Annotated in this window: 17 protein-coding genes; 14 read left to right on the forward strand and 3 right to left on the reverse strand. The window is 45.8% G+C overall.

Annotation, left to right across the window (positions count from 1 at the left end):
- Positions 1-610 precede the first annotated feature (610 nt).
- From SK066_RS11080 to SK066_RS11090, 3 genes are all read left to right on the forward strand, one after another.
- Positions 611-2968, forward strand: coding sequence for a heavy metal translocating P-type ATPase (locus SK066_RS11080; RefSeq protein WP_320544696.1), 2358 nt, complete (start codon positions 611-613; stop codon positions 2966-2968).
- 642 nt (positions 2969-3610) lie between these two features.
- Positions 3611-4267 (forward strand): flagellar brake protein, encoded by a 657-nt coding sequence (locus SK066_RS11085; RefSeq protein ID WP_320544697.1) that lies wholly within the window; start codon positions 3611-3613, stop codon positions 4265-4267.
- Between the two features lie 487 nt (positions 4268-4754).
- Positions 4755-5204, forward strand: a complete 450-nt coding sequence (locus SK066_RS11090) for a C40 family peptidase (RefSeq protein ID WP_320544698.1) — start codon at positions 4755-4757, stop codon at positions 5202-5204.
- Positions 5205-5464: 260 nt separating this feature from the next.
- Here the strand turns inward: SK066_RS11090 and SK066_RS11095 are convergent, their stop codons facing one another.
- Positions 5465-8101 (reverse strand): FAD-dependent oxidoreductase, encoded by a 2637-nt coding sequence (locus SK066_RS11095; RefSeq protein ID WP_320544699.1) that lies wholly within the window; start codon positions 8099-8101, stop codon positions 5465-5467.
- The gene (locus SK066_RS11100; RefSeq protein ID WP_320544857.1) at positions 8094-8390 is read right to left on the reverse strand and encodes an ArsR/SmtB family transcription factor; all 297 of its coding nucleotides are present in this window, start codon (positions 8388-8390) and stop codon (positions 8094-8096) included. Before SK066_RS11100 ends, SK066_RS11095 begins: the two co-directional genes overlap by 8 nt.
- A gap of 274 nt (positions 8391-8664) precedes the next feature.
- On the opposite strand from SK066_RS11100, the gene SK066_RS11105 reads away from it, so the two are divergent.
- The 10 genes from SK066_RS11105 (at position 8665) to SK066_RS11150 (ending at position 18858) form a co-directional block, all read left to right on the forward strand.
- Positions 8665-8895 (forward strand): DUF896 domain-containing protein, encoded by a 231-nt coding sequence (locus tag SK066_RS11105; protein ID WP_188777650.1) that lies wholly within the window; start codon positions 8665-8667, stop codon positions 8893-8895.
- A gap of 262 nt (positions 8896-9157) precedes the next feature.
- Positions 9158-9790: a GNAT family N-acetyltransferase gene (locus tag SK066_RS11110; protein WP_320544700.1), complete on the forward strand. Its 633-nt coding sequence runs from the start codon at positions 9158-9160 to the stop codon at positions 9788-9790.
- 107 nt (positions 9791-9897) lie between these two features.
- The gene (locus SK066_RS11115) at positions 9898-10947 is read left to right on the forward strand and encodes an LLM class flavin-dependent oxidoreductase (protein WP_320544701.1); all 1050 of its coding nucleotides are present in this window, start codon (positions 9898-9900) and stop codon (positions 10945-10947) included.
- A gap of 144 nt (positions 10948-11091) precedes the next feature.
- Entirely contained in the window at positions 11092-11394 is a 303-nt protein-coding gene (locus SK066_RS11120; RefSeq protein ID WP_320544702.1) for a B-box zinc finger protein, read from the forward strand.
- Positions 11395-11471: 77 nt separating this feature from the next.
- Positions 11472-12404 carry a prolipoprotein diacylglyceryl transferase gene (locus SK066_RS11125; RefSeq protein ID WP_320544703.1) on the forward strand — a complete coding sequence of 311 codons (933 nt, stop codon included), beginning with the start codon at positions 11472-11474 and terminating at the stop codon, positions 12402-12404.
- 116 nt (positions 12405-12520) lie between these two features.
- A complete protein-coding gene (locus SK066_RS11130) occupies positions 12521-13933 on the forward strand; it encodes a radical SAM protein (RefSeq protein ID WP_250344848.1) in 1413 nt (470 codons plus the stop codon).
- A 739-nt stretch (positions 13934-14672) separates the two neighbouring features.
- A complete protein-coding gene (locus SK066_RS11135) occupies positions 14673-15200 on the forward strand; it encodes an SMI1/KNR4 family protein (RefSeq protein ID WP_320544704.1) in 528 nt (175 codons plus the stop codon).
- A 222-nt stretch (positions 15201-15422) separates the two neighbouring features.
- Positions 15423-16619, forward strand: a complete 1197-nt coding sequence (locus tag SK066_RS11140) for a GTP-binding protein (protein WP_320544705.1) — start codon at positions 15423-15425, stop codon at positions 16617-16619.
- A 135-nt stretch (positions 16620-16754) separates the two neighbouring features.
- On the forward strand, positions 16755-17954 hold the full coding sequence (locus SK066_RS11145) for a GTP-binding protein (RefSeq protein ID WP_320544706.1): 1200 nt from the start codon (positions 16755-16757) through the stop codon (positions 17952-17954).
- Between the two features lie 76 nt (positions 17955-18030).
- Positions 18031-18858: an AAA family ATPase gene (locus tag SK066_RS11150; RefSeq protein ID WP_320544707.1), complete on the forward strand. Its 828-nt coding sequence runs from the start codon at positions 18031-18033 to the stop codon at positions 18856-18858.
- Between the two features lie 194 nt (positions 18859-19052).
- Here SK066_RS11150 and SK066_RS11155 read toward each other — a convergent pair whose 3' ends face one another.
- A complete protein-coding gene (locus SK066_RS11155) occupies positions 19053-19499 on the reverse strand; it encodes a hypothetical protein (RefSeq protein WP_320544708.1) in 447 nt (148 codons plus the stop codon).
- A 361-nt stretch (positions 19500-19860) separates the two neighbouring features.
- Here SK066_RS11155 and SK066_RS11160 point away from each other — a divergent pair, with 361 nt between their 5' ends.
- Positions 19861-20328, forward strand: a complete 468-nt coding sequence (locus SK066_RS11160; RefSeq protein ID WP_320544709.1) for a DUF6678 family protein — start codon at positions 19861-19863, stop codon at positions 20326-20328.
- The last annotated feature ends 240 nt before the right edge of the window (positions 20329-20568 follow it).

A 20568-nucleotide genomic window follows, 5' to 3' on the forward strand; every position in this document is an offset into this window, starting at 1 on the left:
TAGGGTTTAATAATACTATGCGATTTTGGATAGCTACTATTTTGTGTTGCATACCGCATGAAGTATAATAACTGTTTACCTATTTTAGAAACGATATTGCTCAGCTAATATTTTCATAAGCCGTTTGCAACCTATATTACTGGACTTGATACAAACAAACTAAAAAGCAAGCAAGCTTGAACCTCAAAAAGTCCTGTTCTCATTAGAACAGGACTTTTTTTAGATTCACAATGATACTTTAAGTCGTTATAAAGCACGAATTTGAAAATTTTAAAGGCTTTGAATTTGAAATACGGCAATCCACTTCTCAGAAGCGAGAATCTAGCTTCATTCCAAATCCAATAGATTCCTGCCGATTCACTTGGCTATCACTCCACTTGAATGATTCCTTTATTGCTTGCCAGAGCAGAGCGTCTCTCATACATACTTCACCCGTCACAATTTACAGAAATTCCTCACCGTATTCTTTTGACAACCAACTTCAACAAGACTATACTGGTAATAACATATGAACAATTACTCATGTATTAATTTTATAAATTACGTAATGTATAAACCTACTACATTCGTTTACTTCAATCCACCATCCAATCTAAAGGAGGTAACCACCATGAGCCAATCCACCGCATTAAGCAAGCGTGAACTTACACTAGATGGGCTTCACTGTGCCAATTGCGCTATGAAAATAGAAAACGGTGTCGGCAAAATTAAAGGCGTGTCATCGTGCTCCGTCAATTTCGTCAACAAAACGCTTACGCTTGAAGCCAACGAAACAGAGGCCGAGCATATTGCTGGTGAAGCGATGCGAACCGTGAATCGCATCGAGCCTCATATTCGTGTCCGTATCAAGCCAGTACCGGCAATCGGTAAAGTAGCCAGCACATCAACACAGGCTACTTCTGATTCAGCCCTCACAGGTCAAGCTGCCGCATCATCCGCAGCAGCTAGCGGACATACTTCAACATCGAATGCACACATAACGCATCCCTATGAACATGCAGATCACCAGCATGAAGACGCCCACGAACACGACCATGCGGGTCACACGCACAGTCATGATGGAGGACATCAACGCAAGCTGCTGTTCCGTTTACTCGGCGGCGGAGTGTTCATGGTAGCAGGCTTGCTATTGCCGATGCCACCTGTATTAGAGCTATCTGTATTTCTACTCGCATATATTATCGCAGGTGGTGATATCGTATGGCAGGCGCTGCGCAATATTGCGCGTGGTCAGGTGTTTGACGAGTATTTCCTAATGTCAGTGGCGACGATTGGTGCTTTTGCGATCGGACAGTATCCAGAGGGTGTAGCGGTTATGCTCTTTTATCAGCTGGGTGAGATGTTCCAGGGCGCGGCGGTGGAGCGTTCACGTCGCTCGATTGCGGAGCTGATGAATATTCGTCCCGATTATGCCAATGTGCAAACGGCTGAAGGGATTCGTCAGGTATCGCCAGAGCAGATTCGTATCGGTGATTGGATCGTTATTCGTCCGGGAGAAAAGGTGCCTTTGGACGGGATTGTCGTTGAAGGCAGCTCGATGCTGGATACCTCAGCATTGACGGGGGAGTCTGTACCGAGAGAAGCGAAGGAAGGCAGCGAGGTGCTGGCTGGCTTTGTTAATAAAAACGGTGTGCTCACGCTGGAGGTTGAGCGTATTTTCAGCGAGTCGTCCGTATCGAAGATTTTGGAGCTTGTCCAAAATGCAAGCAGCAAAAAGGCACAGACAGAAAAGTTCATCACCCGTTTTGCTCGTTACTACACACCAGCAGTCGTTATTATTGCGACATTGCTGGCGATCGTTCCACCACTGCTGTTAAATGGAGCGACCTTTAGTGATTGGATTTATCGTGCGCTTGTCTTCCTTGTCATTTCCTGTCCATGTGCACTGGTTGTGTCGATTCCGCTAGGCTTTTTCGGTGGTATTGGTGCGGCGTCTAAGAACGGTATTTTGATCAAGGGGAGTAACTATCTAGAAGCATTGAATCATGTAAAATACGTTGTATTTGATAAAACAGGTACGTTAACCAAAGGAACGTTTGCTGTTACGGCTATTCGTCCAGCGACAGGATTTACCGAGGAGCAGCTGCTCGACATCGCTGCACATACCGAGCTGCATTCCAGTCACCCAATTGCAGAGTCGATTCGCAACGCGTATCAGGGAACATGGAATGAGTCGCGTGTGACGGAATATAGTGAAGCAGCGGGGTATGGGATTGAAGCGAAGCTGGATGGACAACAGGTGCTAGCAGGGAATTATCGCCTGCTTCAGCGTGAAGGCATTGAGGCAGCACCGGATTCATCTGGGGGAACAGTGGTTTATGTGGCGGTGAATGGCAAGTTTGCCGGTACGATCGTCATCTCTGATGAGGTGAAGAGCGATGCAGCGTCTGCCATTCATCAGCTCAAGCAGCAGGGCATCCGCCGTGTTATTATGCTGACCGGTGATACCCGTCAGACAGGTGAAGCGGTAGGCAGACAGCTTGGTGTAGATGAAGTACATGCCGAGCTTCTCCCTCAGGATAAGGTTATGCAGCTGGAGCGCCTGGACGCACTACGGGCACGCGGTGAGAAGATTATTTTCGTAGGTGACGGTATCAATGATACACCGGTGCTAGCACGCGCGGATATCGGCGTAGCGATGGGAGGACTGGGCTCAGATGCTGCGATTGAAGCAGCCGATGTGGTCATTATGAATGATGAGCCATCACGCTTGCCTGTAGCGATTGAGATTGCTCGCCGTACACGGCGTATCGTATGGCAAAATATAATTTTCGCGCTCGGTGTGAAGGCTGTATTTCTATTGCTCGGTGCGTTCGGAATTGCGACGATGTGGGAAGCGGTATTCTCCGACGTGGGTGTGACACTGCTTGCGGTATTGAATGCAATGCGTGTATTGCGTTTTGACAGCTCGCGTATGAGTAAGCCTGTAGCGCCGCCTGAGCGTGACGAACAGACAGCAGCTATATAAGAGTAATAAAAACAATAAAATAAGCTGATCTGCATCCAACCCGTTTATATTCAATGACAATGACTGGTTTGACATACAATTCGACTTTCCAATATTCATATCTTCTATTTTAAAGAAAAGCTCCTACATCATTAATCGATGAAGGAGCTTTTTTTATGAAAATGCTCCATGAAAAATCAGTACAAGGTAACAACAGAATTGTAAACAAATACTTCCTTTAACGGCGAAACAATACCAGATAGAACTATTTTTTAGACGAATCGATTAGTCCAATAGATGGGGAAATCATCCTTTTTTAACAATATACACATATAAATAGAACGAGAAGACTATGAATGAGGAATTGTTTTTAACATTTTACAAATATATCATGTAAGATGTCCAACAAAATCGAATTTGAAACTGGTTCTTTTTAACCAAAATTCGACAATTTATATATTCGCTTATTAGGACTTTTGTGTTATTATTGGTTTAAAATATTCACTACCTTATATAAGTGATACAGAGGCGAAGCAGTAGCATGTGTTCGCAATCGGACTTCATTTGTAGACGGCAATGCAGTTAATGCGTTTTATAGATACAGTTGTCCGGGCGTATAAGATGGGGTCTTTCGGGCATGTTATAAATAGGGGGAATACATTAATGAAACTGCAAAATTATATTTTTGCTAATCAGTATCTGGATGTGCAAGATGACGAAGGCAATATGTTCGTCGGTCGCGTAGAAGCCTTCGATGAAGAGGTGATCACGTTAGCTGATATTACACGACTTGATCATATGTCCTCAGCGAACGAAAAGCTACCACTTAGTGAAATGATGAAAAAAGAAGTGTTTGCCTTTTTTATAGGCAATAATAAGATGAAATACCAGTTCCGTACGAAGATTACACGGGCGAACACCGATCAATTTCAGATTCATTTGAAAAGCCCGGCTGTAGAAGAAATTATTAAAATTCAAAACCGTGATTATTTGCGGATCAGCTCGTCACTTCGCTGTGATCTCAACGTATCTGAGATGGATGAAGAGCTAAAATTACAAATCTACACGCATGATATTAGTGGTGGTGGACTGTCCTTTTATAGCCGTCAGCCGATTGAATATAACAACTATACAGGCACACTCTATCTGTATAAAGGGGATAACGAGCTGCCATTGCCTTTCAAGGCTGATCTGGTGTATATGAACCAGGTGGATGATCAGCGTTACAAGATTGCACTTAAGTATAGCGATATCAAGGAGCAGCATCGTAACCATATTATTCGCTATGCAATTCAAGAGCAGGTTCGCTTCCGCAAATAAGCTTTTACGGCTATAAATGTGAGCCTCGTTAGCACACTCTATCCTTTAAACTTAATCTCATATTTTATTATATCATCCAGCTTTATCCTGTTATGCCTGTCGGTGTAGCAGGATTTTTTGCATTCAAAAAGGCTTCGCAAATACGTAAAGTTGCGAAAGTGTAGAATGACTGGTAGTCTAAAATAGGTCTTATGTGCACAAATACGGAAATGTACCTATATTTCATATGGGATCCATTGCGGCGATATTTGACAAACCTACCCAAAATGCTTTAAGGTGATAAAGGTTACAAAATTTTAATAAGTGTTTCATTTTCACTCAAGTCATATACCGACCATATAAATGAAACGGATCAATGTTGACGTTCTGGACATGACATTATTTTTGCAGCGGGTGGTCACATACGGGATTGGGCAATACATATTGATGTCAGTACCCTGGACTCCTTGAAATCAACTCCGCAAGCACCGAAGGGAGAAGTATTTTTTTGAAGAAAACGATATTGTCTCTGCTGGCTGCTGCTGTCATCTGCACGGCACAACCAACCGGCGCCTCAGCCAGCACAGCAACATTTAAAAGCGAAATTAAAACCCAGGCTTCCAAAGTAATGGGTACACCGTATGTAATGGGTGGAACAAGCACACGAGGCTTTGACTGCTCCGGCTTTACCCGCTATGTGTACAAAAAGATGCACAAGACATTACCGCGTACTGCTCGTCAGCAGGCTCATATCGGCAAGGCTGTATACAAAGGCAATCTGTCGATCGGCGATCTGGTCTTTTTTAACACGATGGGCTACGGCATCTCACATGTCGGCATCTATATCGGGAATAACAAATTCATTCATGCAGCAAGCAGCTCCGGTGTAACAGTGAGCAGCCTGTCTGAATCGTATTACAAAAAGCGCTATGTCACTGCACGACGTGTTGTGAATTAAAGCAATCATCAGATGAACAGGAAAATGAAAGCAATCCTTTTCTCTTCATTAAGTACAGGCATATTAACCTGCCTATTGAATTATGATTTGAAATCGTTCATTGAATTAAAATGACCAGTCGAAGGAGCATCATCGATCACCTTGAACACTATGGATTCAACCGTATAAAAGCGTGCAGAACTCTACAGGGGAGAGGCTGCACGCTTTATTTATGTTGTATTGATGATTGGGTTATATGGCATTCGTGCCAGTGAAATCATTTAAATAAACAGATTATGACCTGCACGATCGGCTTGACCAAGATAGTAGCCGACACCGGCAATTTTGATACCATCGATCAATTCCTCATGGCGAATCCCCATCACATCCATCGACATCTGGCATGCGACCATCTCTACGCCTTGCTCGGATGCACTGCGGATCAGATCCTCCAGTGAAGCGATATTTTGATTCCCCATAATGCCACGAATAAGCTTTGGTCCGATGCCCAGCATATTCATTTTCGATAAACCAAGTCGCTGACTGCCACGAGGCATCATCATCCCAAACATGCGGCTGATCATATTTTTTTGGATCGGCATCGGCTCGGATTTACGCAAAATATTCAAGCCCCAGAAGGTGAAGAACATTGTTACCTTACGACCGCTTGCAGCAGCGCCATTAGCGATGATAAAGGATGCAATGGCTTTATCCAGATCGCCGCTAAACACAACCATGGTGCTAGCTGGATCTGCGGTAGGAAGCTGAGCTGCACTACTATCCGTTTGCTCCTTGGGCGTCTTCGCCAGTGTCGCCTCGATCGTACCGCCCTTACCACGATCAAGCTGAACGAGAGTATGACCAGACATTTGCGACCATGCCTTCACATCTTCATAGAATCCAGGGTCTGAAGCAACCACATGTAACTGATCTCCATCGGTCAATCCATCCATCTTCTGCTTCACCTGAATGAGTGGACCCGGGCAGCTCAAGCCACATACATTGAGCTCATGTGTAGTGGCAGGTGTAGGTAATGAAGCTGGCTGGTTGTCTGTCATCGTGGTTGCAGAGCTAGTTGTCACGGATGATGTCGCTGTATTCGTTAGCGTTACTGAATTGCTTGCCTCATCAGCAGTTAATACAGCAACTGATGAAGGACTGCTGGTGAGCGTATGCAGAGCTGTAGCTCCTGTCATTGGAGCAGCAGACAAGGGAGTACCTGCTATAGACTTTCCTGAAGGTGTAGACGGATCAGAGTCTGAGAAAGGGCTGGCTGGTTGAAACTGTGCCTGCTTGTACGTTTTATAGCCACCACTCAGATTTTTCACCTGATAGCCATGCTGTGCCAAAATACGCGAAGCAGTATAACCACGCAGTCCTACCTGGCAGTATACCAGATATTCTTTATTGCGATCCAGCTCATGCAAGTGATCGCGAAGCTCATCGACTGGAATGGAGAGCGAGCCTGGAATATGTCCATTTTCATGCTCGATCGTACTGCGTACGTCTAATAATTGCTGGGTGGCTGGATCGTATTGTGCAACCTGATCATACGTAAATACGGACGCTCGTCCAGCCAGTACATTTTCCGCAGCATAGCCAGCAATATTCACCGGGTCCTTAGCAGAGGAATAAGGAGGGGCATAGCTTAGCTCCAGCTCGGTCAGATCTGAAACGGTGCCGCCAAAGCGAATGGCTACCGCAATATCATCAATTCGCTTATCCACACCTTCATAGCCAACAGCCTGTGCTCCTAGAATACGACCATCATTTGCAAATAGCAGCTTGAGCATCATTGAGCTTGCACCTGGATAGTAAGACGCATGAGAGCTAGGATGCACGATAATCGATTGATAGCCGATGTTATGGCGCTTGAGTGTTCGCTCATTGCTGCCTGTAGAGGCGGCAGTCAGGTCGAATACTTTAATAATCGATGTGCCTTGCGTTCCTTTATAAGTAGAAGGAATGCCTGCGATCTGATCGGCAGCGATTCGTCCTTGCTTATTGGCAGGGCCAGCTAATGGAATGGCTGCTGGCGTATTGGTGATCAGGTCGCGTACTTCAATCGCATCACCAACCGCATAAATATGAGGGATATTCGTCTGCATCGCTTCATTTACAACAATATGCCCACGTGTACCGAGTGCAATTCCTGTTCCTTGCAGGAAAGCTGTATCTGGCGTCACGCCAATCGCCAGGATGACCATATCTGCTTCTAATACACCACTTCCAAGCTGAACACCAATGCCGTTAGCAGGCGATGTGAAGCCCTGTACACGCTCAGATAGGACAAGCTTTACACCATGCTGCTCTAATTGTTGACCGAGTGCAGCCGCTAGCTCGGGGTCATACGGAGTGAGTACCTGAGGGTTGCCCTCAACGAGTGTCACACCAAGCCCGGCTTCACGCAGGTTCTCTGCCATCTCTACACCGATAAAGCCACCACCAACGACGATAGCCGAACCGCCCGCGATGCGCTGTACTTGTTCCTTCACACGATCGATATCTTTTACATTACGGACTGTATACAGTAAGGGATGATCACGACCTGGAACATCAGGAATGATCGGACGCGCACCCGGTGATAGCAGAAGTTCATCATAGGATTCGATGTATACACCGCGCTCACGACTACTCACAGTGACCGTGCGTGCATTCGGATCGATCGATACGACTTCACTTTCGGTGCGAACATCGATACGGAAGCGATCGGACATGCCCTGCGGAGTCTGTACGAGCAGACGTTCACGCTCAGCGATCGAGCCACCTACATAATAAGGTAGACCACAGTTGGCAAAGGAGATATGCGGCCCTTTTTCAAACAAAATAATCTCGGCTTGCTCATCCAGACGACGTAGACGGGCAGCAGCAGACGCTCCGCCTGCTACACCGCCAACAATAACAACCTTTTTACTCATGTTCACAATCTTCCTCTCCTAATAAAATAGTAACAATATGTGCGATACGCTCATTAGCCAGAATATAATTGACCTCAAGACCATTACGCTCGGTAGCGACAATGCCTGCGCTGCGTAGTTTTTGCAGGTGCTGAGATACGGTGGATTGCGGCATATCCAGACATTCCTGCATAAAGGATACATTGCATTTCTTCTTACGCATCAGCCCACGCACGATACAGAGTCGTACCGGATGAGATAAAGCTTTGAGTAGATTAGCAGGTTCGTCGTATTGCTTCATATCCTTCATATCAAAAATTTCAGTTTCCAATGCAAAGGCTCCTCTCTTAATCCTAATATCGTAATATTACGATATTAGGATTAAGTAGTCAAATGTTTTGTTTTTTTGCTGGGAATCGTTTACGATAGATGTCTATTATGTGTAGCAGAATGGATGAAGCAGCAACTGGTTGCATTTCCCAAAAAGTATGCTATACTAAAAATATCTTAAATTAATAATTATTTAATTCGAGATATTTACCAAGCAGTTGCCTCGGGCTCTCTGCGAAGGAGGAATAACAATGATGATCAAAAGCTTAACCCGTATTAATGAACTCGCTAAAAAACAACGTGAGCAGGGCCTGACCGATATCGAAAAAGAAGAACAGCATGTACTGCGCCAGGAATATCTGCGTGAAATCCGTGGCCAGGTGCTTCATACCTTTTCCCGTCTGACTGTAGTGGACGCGGAAGGTAATGATGTAACGCCAGAGAAGCTGAAAAACGATAAAGAGAATGGTTTTCTGATCGAATAATACAGGTTGAACCCTATAGAGTTAGTAAGAAGCACCGCTATTGCTAGGAATGGTGGCTTTTGAATGGAGATCAGTTGCTTGTACAGGGCTGGTGGACAGGGAAAGGCTATCGTTTAGGGCAGAGCGGTGCTTTTAGGTATATGTAATGATTGAATGTTTCTATTAGTTTGTATAGAAAAGTTCGATTGGTCAGTAGGAATTTCTAATGATAAATTATATACATTAAATTTGATTGAAATAGTCGGAATAAGGAGTGGGAACGATGAGTGAAATTTATCGTCTGGCTGTAACGGAGGATGCACCTGTTGTACAGCGTATTATCCATGCTGCCTATGTAACGATTCGTGAGCTTGAATTACAGTGGCCTGCTGCACATGCGGATGTAGAGCAGATTCGCGATAATATTATAGCTAATAAATGCTATGTGCTGGAGCGTGATGGTGAGATTGTGGCGACCGTTACACTCGCTAATCCAGAGCGATTGAAGCTACTAGCAGAGCAGATGGATTTGCCATTTGTGATGTGGTTTGCAGTTGATCCGGAGGCACAGGGAAGTGGATGGGGACGCAAGTTGCTCAATTGGGTCGAGCAGGAAGTAATCGACAAGGAGCTAGGAGCACCAGCGGTTACACTTGCAACGGCAGAGAAACATCCGTGGTTATTACCGATGTATGAGCGATGGGGCTATGAACGCCTGCTTGCCTTTGATAAAGGGACAGGCGATGGCGTGATGCATCTGCTACGCAAGCGTGTGAATGAAGAACGATTTGCTCGATATGAGCAGCTCAAGCAAGCATCTGTTCAGGAGGAGTCGCAATCTGCTGAGCTGGTCAAAACGGCATTTGGTAATGGGCATGCTGTTCAGCAGCCAGCGCTATCGTTTCGACGATTCTAATGTTGTACAGTTCTGAAGGAATAGCGGTTGATCGATCATCCGTGAAGCCGCTGGTACTGTATCCATTCATCCCATCCGATCGATTATGATGCATAAAGGAGCAGCCTATGAAATTTGTCGTGTTTAGCCTGATGGCTAATCTTCCACATGCGATCACAGGCGAACGATTAACGGACAGCCAAAAGATCGCCAGTGTGTTACAGCAGGCACAATGGGTGGAGCAGCTCGGCTATGATGCCTATGGCATTGGAGAGCGACACGGAGAGCCTTTTCTATCCTCATCTCCAGCTGTGATGCTTACCGCTATTGCGGCGCGGACGTCACGGATTCGTTTACTGACGACGGTGACGGTACTTAGCGTACTTGATCCGGTACGCGTAGCTGAGGATTATGCGACACTGGATCAGCTGTCCGGTGGACGACTGGAGCTAATTATTGGCAAAGGCAATGATCCACGCCATTATCCGCTATTTGGCTTAAAGGAAGAGGAGCAATGGGATTCATTACAGGAGCGCTATGAACTGTTACGTCGATTATGGCGTGAGGAGAAGGTGGATTGGACAGGCAATTATCGTCCTGCCCTACAGCAATTCACGAGTCAGCCTCGTCCATTGCAATCGACGATTCCTATCTGGCATGGTAGTGCATCCAGTGTGCGCTCAACCGAGCTTGCCGCGCGATATGGCGAGCCGATCTTTTCATCGAATACGTTCCACCGTCCAGAAAAGTATAAACAGCTGATCGACCATTATCGCCAGCGTCTCCAGCATTATGGACATGATCCAGTACGAGCGGTCGTTGGTGCTGGTGCAGGAGCTTTATATATTGCGGATACAGGTGAGGAAGCAGTACGACGCTATCGACCGTATCATGATTCCTTCCAAGGTACAGATGCAGCGAAGCATAATGCTAGCCCCTTTACAGGGTTGAACGATTATATCGCTAATGGCCCTGCTCTGGTAGGAAGTCCGGAGCAGGTCGCGGAGAAAATTTTACGGTATCAGCGGTTATTTGGGCATGAGGTGCTTGGGCTAAGTGTAGATGGTCTGACCGCGAGTGAGCAGCAGGAGCAATTGGAGCGCTTCGCTAAAGAGGTGGCACCGATTGTGAAGCGCGAGATAGCATCGAAGATTTGGGAGGAGAAGCAGCCGGTATAGGCTGCTTTTTTGTCGTACATTGAGAATGGAGTGATAACAGTATGATTTCCCATTAATTAGAAGGTAAACCCTTACATATAGCGAATATGTAAATGAAATCAATTTCTGTTTGCTCATCGGCAGAAAGGATAATAAGGAGGTGAGATGATGGAGACGTTTCATTGTGTCAATCATCCAGATCGAGCTGCGGTGTACCAGTGCAGGCAATGTGGTAAGGCTCTCTGCGAAGAATGCTATGATCCTGCGACGCTCGGTTGCCGGGATGGTATGCATGCAGTAACGCCTAGAGTCAACAATACGTTTCAAACGATCCAGCCCCCGCCGCCACCGAAGCAGGATAGTGGGGGAATGATTGCGTGGAAGATCATCGTATCCATTCTGGCAGTCATTGGTGGTGCAACGGTATTATTTCTGGCGATCTGTGGAGCAATGATCTTCTCGTACTGATGCTAGAACAGGATTAAGGTTTGGTGCTGCCTGTTCTAGAAAGCTCATTATCATACAACGGCGAAAGGAGGAACGCTGTGGAATTTCCGGTTTATATTCATGTGGGATCACTGCGGATTCACCCGCATGTACTGTTTGAGGCATTATCTTATTTTATCGGCTTTCGCATTTATCTCTGGACACGCAGGCCGAGCGGCATGTCCAAGCTGGTCAGCCTGCAAATTCTTGCCGGCACGATTCTAGGGGCGGCGATTGGCTCGAAGGTACTATTTTGGTTTGAGGATCCAGCGGCGACCTGGGCAGCGTTCAGTCAGGGACATGTGCTATGGGGCGGTAAAACGATTGTGGGCGGTCTACTCGGCGGCTTGATCGGTGTAGAGCTAGCGAAAAAGTGGGCGGGCTGGAAAAGCTCAACCGGAGACGATTTTGCCTATCCGCTCTTAATCGGCATTGCGATTGGGCGCATCGGTTGTTTCTTAACTGGATTGGATGATCATACGTATGGAACAGCGACAACGCTGTTTACGGGTGTGGACTTTGGTGACGGTATTATGCGTCATCCGACACAGCTATATGAAATGGCCTTTCTGATCGTACTGGGGATTGTCTTATATCCGCTATATCGTCAAAGTCGAGCAAGCTGGAAAAAGGAAGCTGCTGCTGTGAAAGTGACGGAATCATCAGCGAGCAGCACAGTGACCACATCACCAGCTATCGTAAACGAGGCTGCTACACAACAGCCAAAAGTATCGCCAGATCAAGCTCCATTGCAGAACGATCCAGCTGGCGGTTATGTATCTGGACGACTATTTCAATGGTTTATGTTCGGTTATCTGGGCTTCCGCTTGCTGATCGAATTCATCAAGCCTACCCTGCATCCATACTGGGGCTTGAACAATATTCAGCTTGCCTGTATCGCCGGGCTGCTCTATTATGGCTGGCTTCTGCTGAAAGGACGTGGCGATCTGCTTCGTCGTCAGACCACAAGTGCCGATATAGCGAAATCATAGCTATGTTCGACATGCATCATGTGTATAGGTAGGAGTATGCAGCCACTCGATTGTATAGACCCTGCACGAATCTACTCATTCAACATGTACAGACTTGCTTAAAGGAGGAATACATAATGCCTAAAAATCGTCCATATCTCTACCATGAATTAACGAATAGCATCTGCTCCACCTGCTATCGTAAGGTGGAAGCGAAGATTATTGAAGAAAACGGTCGGATCTATATGCAAAAGCGCTGCCTGATCCATGGCCCTGAAAAGGTACTGATCTCCACCGATGTCGATTATTATCATCGTACACGTGAGTTTATCAAGCCATCCGAAATGCCACAAATATGGAATACACCGATCAAATACGGCTGTCCATATGATTGCGGTCTATGCCCGGATCATGAGCAGCATAGCTGTCTGACCCTGCTGGAGATTACGGATCATTGTAATTTGCAATGTCCAATCTGCTTTGCTGAGTCATCGCCACATCGTACCTCGTATCGTTCGCTGGAGCAGATCGCCTTCATGCTGGATCGCATTGTAGAAAATGAAGGCGAGCCGGATATCGTACAGATTAGCGGTGGCGAGCCGACAACGCATCCTGATTTTTTTGAAATTTTGGATATGTGTAAGGCGCGTCCGATCAAGCATATTATGGTCAATACGAACGGTATTCGGATTGCAAAGGATCGGGAGTTTGTGCGCCGAATGGCAGAATATATGCCGGGGTTCGAGATTTATTTGCAATTCGATAGTATGGAGGCTTCGGTGCTAAAAGAACTACGTGGTGCTGATCTGCGCTCCATCCGCGAACAGGCGATTGCTCATTTAAATGAGTTCAATCTGTCGACTACACTCGTAGTTACGTTGAAAAAAGGTCTGAATGATCAGGAGATCGGTACGATCATTCAATATGGTTTAGAGCAGCCAGCGGTGCGAGGGGTAACGATTCAGCCAATTCAGGCGGCAGGACGACTGGAAGGCTATGACCCATCAACCGATCGTCTGACAGTGAGTGAAGTGCGCCAGATGATTATCGATCAATCGGGTGTGTTCAATTCGGACGATATTTTACCTGTACCGTGTCACCCTGATTCGCTAGCGATGGGCTATGCGCTCAAGCTGGATGGAGAAGTGCTGCCGCTCACGCGTATGATCGATCCGCAGATTTTGCTGGAAGGTGATAGCAATACGATCGTATTTGAAAATGATCCAATCATTCGCGGTAAGCTGTTCGAGCTGTTGTCGACCGGGCATTCACCCGTATCGTCTGCATTATCGCTGAAAAGTCTGCTCTGCTGCCTACCGCTTGCGGCTGTACCTGAGCACATCGTCTACGACAACGTATTCCGCGTCATTATTATGCAGTTCCTGGATGCGTATAACTTTGATGTACGCTCGGTTAAAAAGTCCTGTGTACACATCGCCCATCCCGATGGCCGCATTATTCCTTTTGACACGTACAATATGTTTTACCGTGATGATAAGGAGAAGATTCTGGAGGATCTGAAGCAGGAGATTACAACAGCTTGGCAGTAAGCAGGGCATGAGTCGATGACCAGAGGTAGATGTAGAATAATATAAAAAGAAGTCATGTAAAGTGACAGGAATAGATTAGAAGATCCGATGAAATCGTAAGGGAAATGAGCAATTGAAGGGACTTCGGCTGTATCTATGGATGCGTCGAAGTCCTTTTTTGCTTTAGATTGGGAGTTGTTGGCGAGGTGTAATTATCTTCTGTAAGATCAACACATGAAAAATTCACAATAAAGAATGCATAATGAATTAACATACCTTGACTTTATAAAAAGCCCTTTACAATTGGAGCAGAGAGCAGAGAGCAGAGAGCAGAGAGCAGAGAGCAGAGAGCAGAGAGCAGAGAGCAGAGAGCAGAGAGCAGAGAGCAGGGGAGGGTGAATTTGTAAAAGCAAGAACTTAAATGCTAGCGTAAACCGAGAAAACAGCACTATTTCGCTAGTCAGAACAAGACGAAGCTACCTATCAAGCAAATCATAAGAGGAAAGAAAATACAACCAAATAATTCTCCAAGCCTCGCAAATTAAACCCTACCTACTATTGGTAAACCTCAATCCAGATAAATGAAAATTACACTATATGAAAAATTCATAATAATAAAACCAAAACCCAGAAAAAAAGAAATTTTAAACCCCTCCGAGGTAGCTGTCAAAATCTTTTTTTACTGATATGCTTGAGAGGAACAATATGACATCCAGAGTACGGATCACGGGCAAAACAACATCAAATAAGGAGGCAAGTTATGATCAATCATCAATTTGCAGAGCATCTATGGAAGGCGGTGCAGCAGCATGCGATGAAAATGAACAAGTGCAAGCTGGAGCAGCTCTGTTTGCGAAGTGGAGCACGCAAGTATGAGCTGGATGAGCTGGAGGAACGCTTAAATATAGAGCTTCCAGATCAACTACGAGAATGGTATCGAGTGCATGACGGGCAAAATGATAGGCTGGAGACGATGCCATTGCTGCGGAACCTGACCTTTTCACCGATTCGGAAAATTATCGAGACATGGACCTTTTTGCAGGAAGAATATGACCCGGATGGGGAAGAAGCAGAAAATGATTCGGCGATCAAGCCGATGCTGTGGAATCCAGCGTGGATTCCGTTTGCGACCAACGGCTCTGGTGACTATGTGTGTATAGACATGGACCCTGCCGACGATGGGAATTACGGGCAGATTCTGTATTTCTGGCATGATTGGAATAATCGTTCGGTTGAGGCAGAGAGCCTGAATGCTTTTATCCAGATGTGTCTGCATGAGAAGGAATAAATGATAACTCTGCCTATGCTATCGTTTTAAGCATAGCTGTTCATTCGTTGAAGATAACTAGCGAAGATCGTCAATGTATTACCTACACTCAACATAGCCGATAGCAAGCGCCTAATCTACTACATATGCCTGTATGAAGCAACCGATGAGGTTGACAAAAGATTCAAACAGGCATATATTGTTACATATTAATCGTAATATTTACTATTAAGGAGAATGAATATGGCTGGGAAAAGACTACCGGTGACGGTGCTGAGCGGATACTTAGGTGCAGGTAAGACGACTGTATTGAATCATATTTTGAACAATCGGCAGGGGCTTAAAGTTGCTGTGATCGTGAATGATATGAGTGAAATTAATATTGATGCAGCGATTGTGAAGGAGCAGGGAGCGCTATCGCGTACGGAGGAAAAGCTCGTTGAGATGTCCAATGGCTGCATTTGCTGTACACTACGAGATGATCTGCTACAGGAAGTGCAGAAGCTGGCGCTTGAAGGCAGATTCGATTATATATTGATCGAATCGACAGGGATTAGCGAGCCTGTGCCTGTCGCACAGACGTTCACGTATGCGGATGAACAATCGGGGATTGATCTGACGGGACTTGCTTATCTGGATTGCATGGTAACGGTGGTGGATGCGAATCGGTTCTGGCATGATTATGAATCGGGTGAGACGTTATTACAGCGTGGTCAGGCAACAGGGACGGATGATACACGCGATGTGGTTGATCTGCTGATTGATCAGATTGAAACCTGTGATGTATTACTGCTGAACAAATGTGATCTAATCGAGCCACAGGAGCTAGAGCGCCTGGAGCAGGTGATTCGTCAGCTTCAGCCAGCGGCTAAGATCATTCGCACTACACATGGACAGATCGATCCAGCGGAAATTTTGAACACAGGCTTATTCGATTTTGAGAAGACGAGTCAGTCGGCAGGCTGGATTCGAGAGCTGGAGCTGGATGAGCATACACCGGAGACGGAAGAGTATGGAATTGGTTCTTTTGTATATCGCCGCCGTCGTCCGTTTCACCCCGAGCGTCTTGCACAGTATATGAGTGAATGGCCAGAAGAGGTTGTACGCGCGAAAGGATTAGTATGGCTGGCAGCAGAAGGCGACCTTGCAGCAAGTCTCAGTCAGGCAGGGCCGTCGATTCAATTTGGACCAGCTGGGCTGTGGGTTGCGGCATTGCCGATCGATGAACAGCAGACGATTCTGGAAGAAGAGCCTGATGTACGTGAACGCTGGGATGAGCGCTGGGGTGATCGTCTGACAGAGCTGGTTATGATCGGAATCGGGATGGAGCGAGAGCAGCTGGAAGCCGAGCTGGATGAGTGTCTATTAACAGATGGAGAGCTGGAGCAGAATTGGGCTGCATTCTCGAATCCATTACCATGGCCTGTGCATTCGGCTTGAGCTTGTTTATCTTCAGTTAATAATCGTAATAATTACGCTTTTTGTGAATATAAATGACTAGCAGGTACAACAAAACAATTAGAAGCTAGAAATGATTAGAAAATAGAACTCCTCCGAAAGGAAAGGTGGATGTACATGACAGCGATGAAGCAGGATCGTAGAATTCCCGTTACGGTATTGAGTGGTTATCTAGGAGCTGGGAAAACAACGATTATGAATCATGTGCTCAATAATCGGCAAGGACTGCGTGTTGCTGTGATCGTTAATGATCTGGGCGAGGTGAATATCGATGCGGATCTGATTCGTGATGGCGGTGGATTATCACGAACAGATGAGAAGCTCGTGGAGATGTCGAATGGATGCATCTGCTGTACGTTGCGTGAAGACCTGCTACTAGAGGTAGAGAAGCTTGCTCGTGAGGAAAAATTCGATTATATCCTGATCGAATCGACAGGTATCGGCGAGCCCGTTCCTGTCGCACAGACATTTACGTATGTAGATGAAGAAAATGGGGTCGATCTAACTCGCTTGACCCGACTCGATACGATGGTAACCGTTGTAGATGCGGCTCAATTCTGGAAGGATTATTACTCACGTGAAAGTCTAATGGATCGCGGACAGGCAGCAGGAGACGATGATACAAGGGGCATTGTGCATTTGCTTACCGATCAGGTGGAGTTTTGCGATGTGCTTATACTAAATAAAGTCGATCTGGTGACACCAGCGGAGCTGGAGCGTCTGGAAAAGGCATTACGCGCGATGCAGCCCGAAGCACGTCTCATACATGCTACACATGGACAGATTGATCCGACCGCAATTTTAAATACAGGTCTTTTCGACTTTGAAAAGGCAAGCCAATCGGCGGGTTGGATTCAGGAGCTGCTCAAGGAGGAACATACGCCAGAGACAGAGGAATACGGCATCAGTTCATTTGTATATCGTCGTAAAATTCCTTTTCACCCCGAGCGATTATTGAAATGGGTGCAGAACTATCCAAACTCCATCGTTCGCTCCAAGGGGCTGATGTGGCTGGCAACACGTAATCATATGGCTGTTTCCTTTAGCCATGCGGGAACGTCGAAGCAGCTATCGCCAGCAGGGCTATGGGTGGCGGCACTCGGTCAGGAGGAGCTGGATTATCATTTTGGCGGCGAGGTGCCGCGTACGCCGGATTGGGACGAGAAGTGGGGAGATCGCGTAACGAAGCTCGTATTTATCGGGATCGATATGGATCGGGAGCAGATTGAGAGTAGTCTGGATGAAGTCTTACTCACACGAGACGAATTAAACGGCAATTGGCGCGAGTTGAATGATCCATTGCCTTTCTTTGGGTGAGTGCGATCGTTCAGCGTCAATATAGCTATCGTATCGAAAAGTTATGGTATAGCAAAGAAAAAGGAGAACAGCATCCATGAGTAAAAATCGCCGCAATTACGGCAAGATGCCGCTAACCAAAGGGATTGAAATGGCATCGGTATATAGTGTAAAAGAATGCGGACAGCGTGCGCGGCATATTGTGCTGTCACCGGAAAATCGTATCATTACCGAAGAATTCTTGAAAATCGTGAACATGAAGGACAAATTCGCGCTGCATGATGTGCCTGTACCGAACAAAATCATGATGTTCGGGCCTCCTGGTACAGGTAAAACGCTGACTGCTTTTCATCTGGCGCATAAGCTAGAGCTACCGCTCGTAACGGTGCGATTGGATGCGTTAATTCATGCTCATCTCGGTGAGACAGGCAGTAATGTGCGCAAAATCTTTGAATATGCACGGATGGAGCCTTGTGTATTGTTTATGGATGAATTCGATGCCGTTGCCCGTACGCGAGATAACAATGATGAAGTAAAAGAAATGGCGCGTGTTGTGAATACGCTGCTGCAATGTCTGGATGAGTTTCCCGAGCACTGCATCTTTATCGCTGCAACCAATCTAGAAACGGAGCTGGATAATGCGATCTGGCGTCGATTTGATACGAAGATGATCTACGGCAATCCAGCAGCGGCTTTGCGACTGGAATACATTGCTCGTCTATGCGGCGATTTCCCACGTCAGCAAGGTTTGGATCAGTGGGCAGCCGAATGGATGGACGGATGCAGTTATGCGGATATTGAGCAGATTATTTTGAAAGCTAAACGTAAAGCGATTATCGATGATATGCCGATGTCGCAGTTGCTAATTGAAATGTCATTTCATGAATATCGTCCGTATCATTTGCTAGTGGCAGAGCGGGTATAGACGTTGGTTTTACAGCGTCGTCAAAGTTGTTTTCGTCCAGAATGTCTTGTTAAATGATCATACAGATCGTACATGTAGCAGATTGCTATTTAGCACATGGTATATAAAAGATAAGAATCCCTCTTGCTTCTGGCAATGAGGGATTTAGTAGGATCATTAGTTGCTGGTGGGGCGTTTACTGATTGAGCATTATATTATGCCAGACTAAAATTCACAGCATCGTGCTGGAGCAACTTTCCCTGTGCAGACAAATACTTTAGCAATGCACAGAATGATTGAAAATCGGCTGGAGCAATCGCTGTGATCAGCTTCTGTGCAAGCTCGCTATATGGATGGCTGGTAGCTTGTGAGATACTTTTTACAAAATTATTAAAAAAGCCAGCGTCAATCCAGCGGTAATCATAAATATGTACCTCAATTGAAATGCCCGAGCTGCTTACAAACAGGCAATGTTCACCGTGAGGAAAAATGAACCAATTCTCATTTTTATAAAAGAGATCCGGGTCGGTATCGTACTCCTGCTCATCCATCAGATCGAATAGCGGTTCAAACGAAGTGCAATCTGGTAGGTATGGCAGTTTGGCGATTGCGGATTGTTCGGGATATGATGCAGCAAGAGTGTTACAAAGCTCTTGAGCCATTTGTGTATACAGCCGAAGCAATGTGTAGGCAGCTTGAATCGTAGATTCAGTGTACGTCGAGTGAATTGTATGATGTGTGGATGGATTGACGTTTAGAGATGCAGGGGGAGCAGGTGTACTTTTTATGTGATCTTCTGTGTAGTTAGATTTGTGGGAGTTGTTGTCGTGTTCGGAATGATTGGAGTTCATAGTAAGTTCCTTTCTTTTGCTCGTAGGGAATGACTGGTATAGTAAAATTAAAATAACATAATATCGCGAGCAGTTGATCTCTAGCTATAATGTACAATCAAATCCCTAGCTTCTATATTAACATACATTCAGAGCTAAGCATCAAATGAGCAGATAGAAAGGAGCACAGCAGATGGATTACATACGTTACAAAAAGAAAGTGATACAGGAAGTTGAGCGCCGTGGATTAACGTCGGTGATGAACGATACACGCTGGGAACAGCTAAAATCCGGTGTATACAGTCGATTACCATTCCCACCCGCATTTCAGGTGAAAAAAGTATTGTCGCCAAAGCCTGAACCGGAGCGATTTGAACAGGATGTAAGCTATCTTGGTGATTGGCTCGCTATACTTGGCGATGATTCAGACGATGCACAATTTTGCGATTGGCAGCATCCGGCATTTGATGTGGAGTGGATTCGGATTAAGCCGAGACGATTGGAAGCTCGCGGGCGTCTTGTAGCAGATGAGCTGATCGATATTGAAGCTGCATTTGTCACTTTGTTGCAGGAATGCGGTATTCCTTATACGTCTGAGCAGGGGGATTACTGGATTTACGGCTATGCGACCGCTACTGAGTTTGCACAATTGCATAAATAGAGTTAGTGTGGAATAACTGTAGATTTTCAAAGTGCTTAATCTGGAAATAGCAACATATTGTGCTGTGTAAAAATCACCTTTTGTTGAAACTGGTTTTAGGAAGCCACGCACACTAGAAGCAGTAAGAGATTCTGCTTTGCAAAAATCCTTTCATATTGAACTGCGTATTAGGAGGTCGCTCACACAGGAGGTCGCTCACACAGGAGATTGCTAATACCGGAAGCGTAAGGTAATACGTAG

Origin of the sequence: Paenibacillus hunanensis, from assembly GCF_034055775.1 — a bacterium.
GTDB classification, from domain to species: Bacteria; Bacillota; Bacilli; order Paenibacillales; family Paenibacillaceae; genus Saccharibacillus; species Saccharibacillus hunanensis.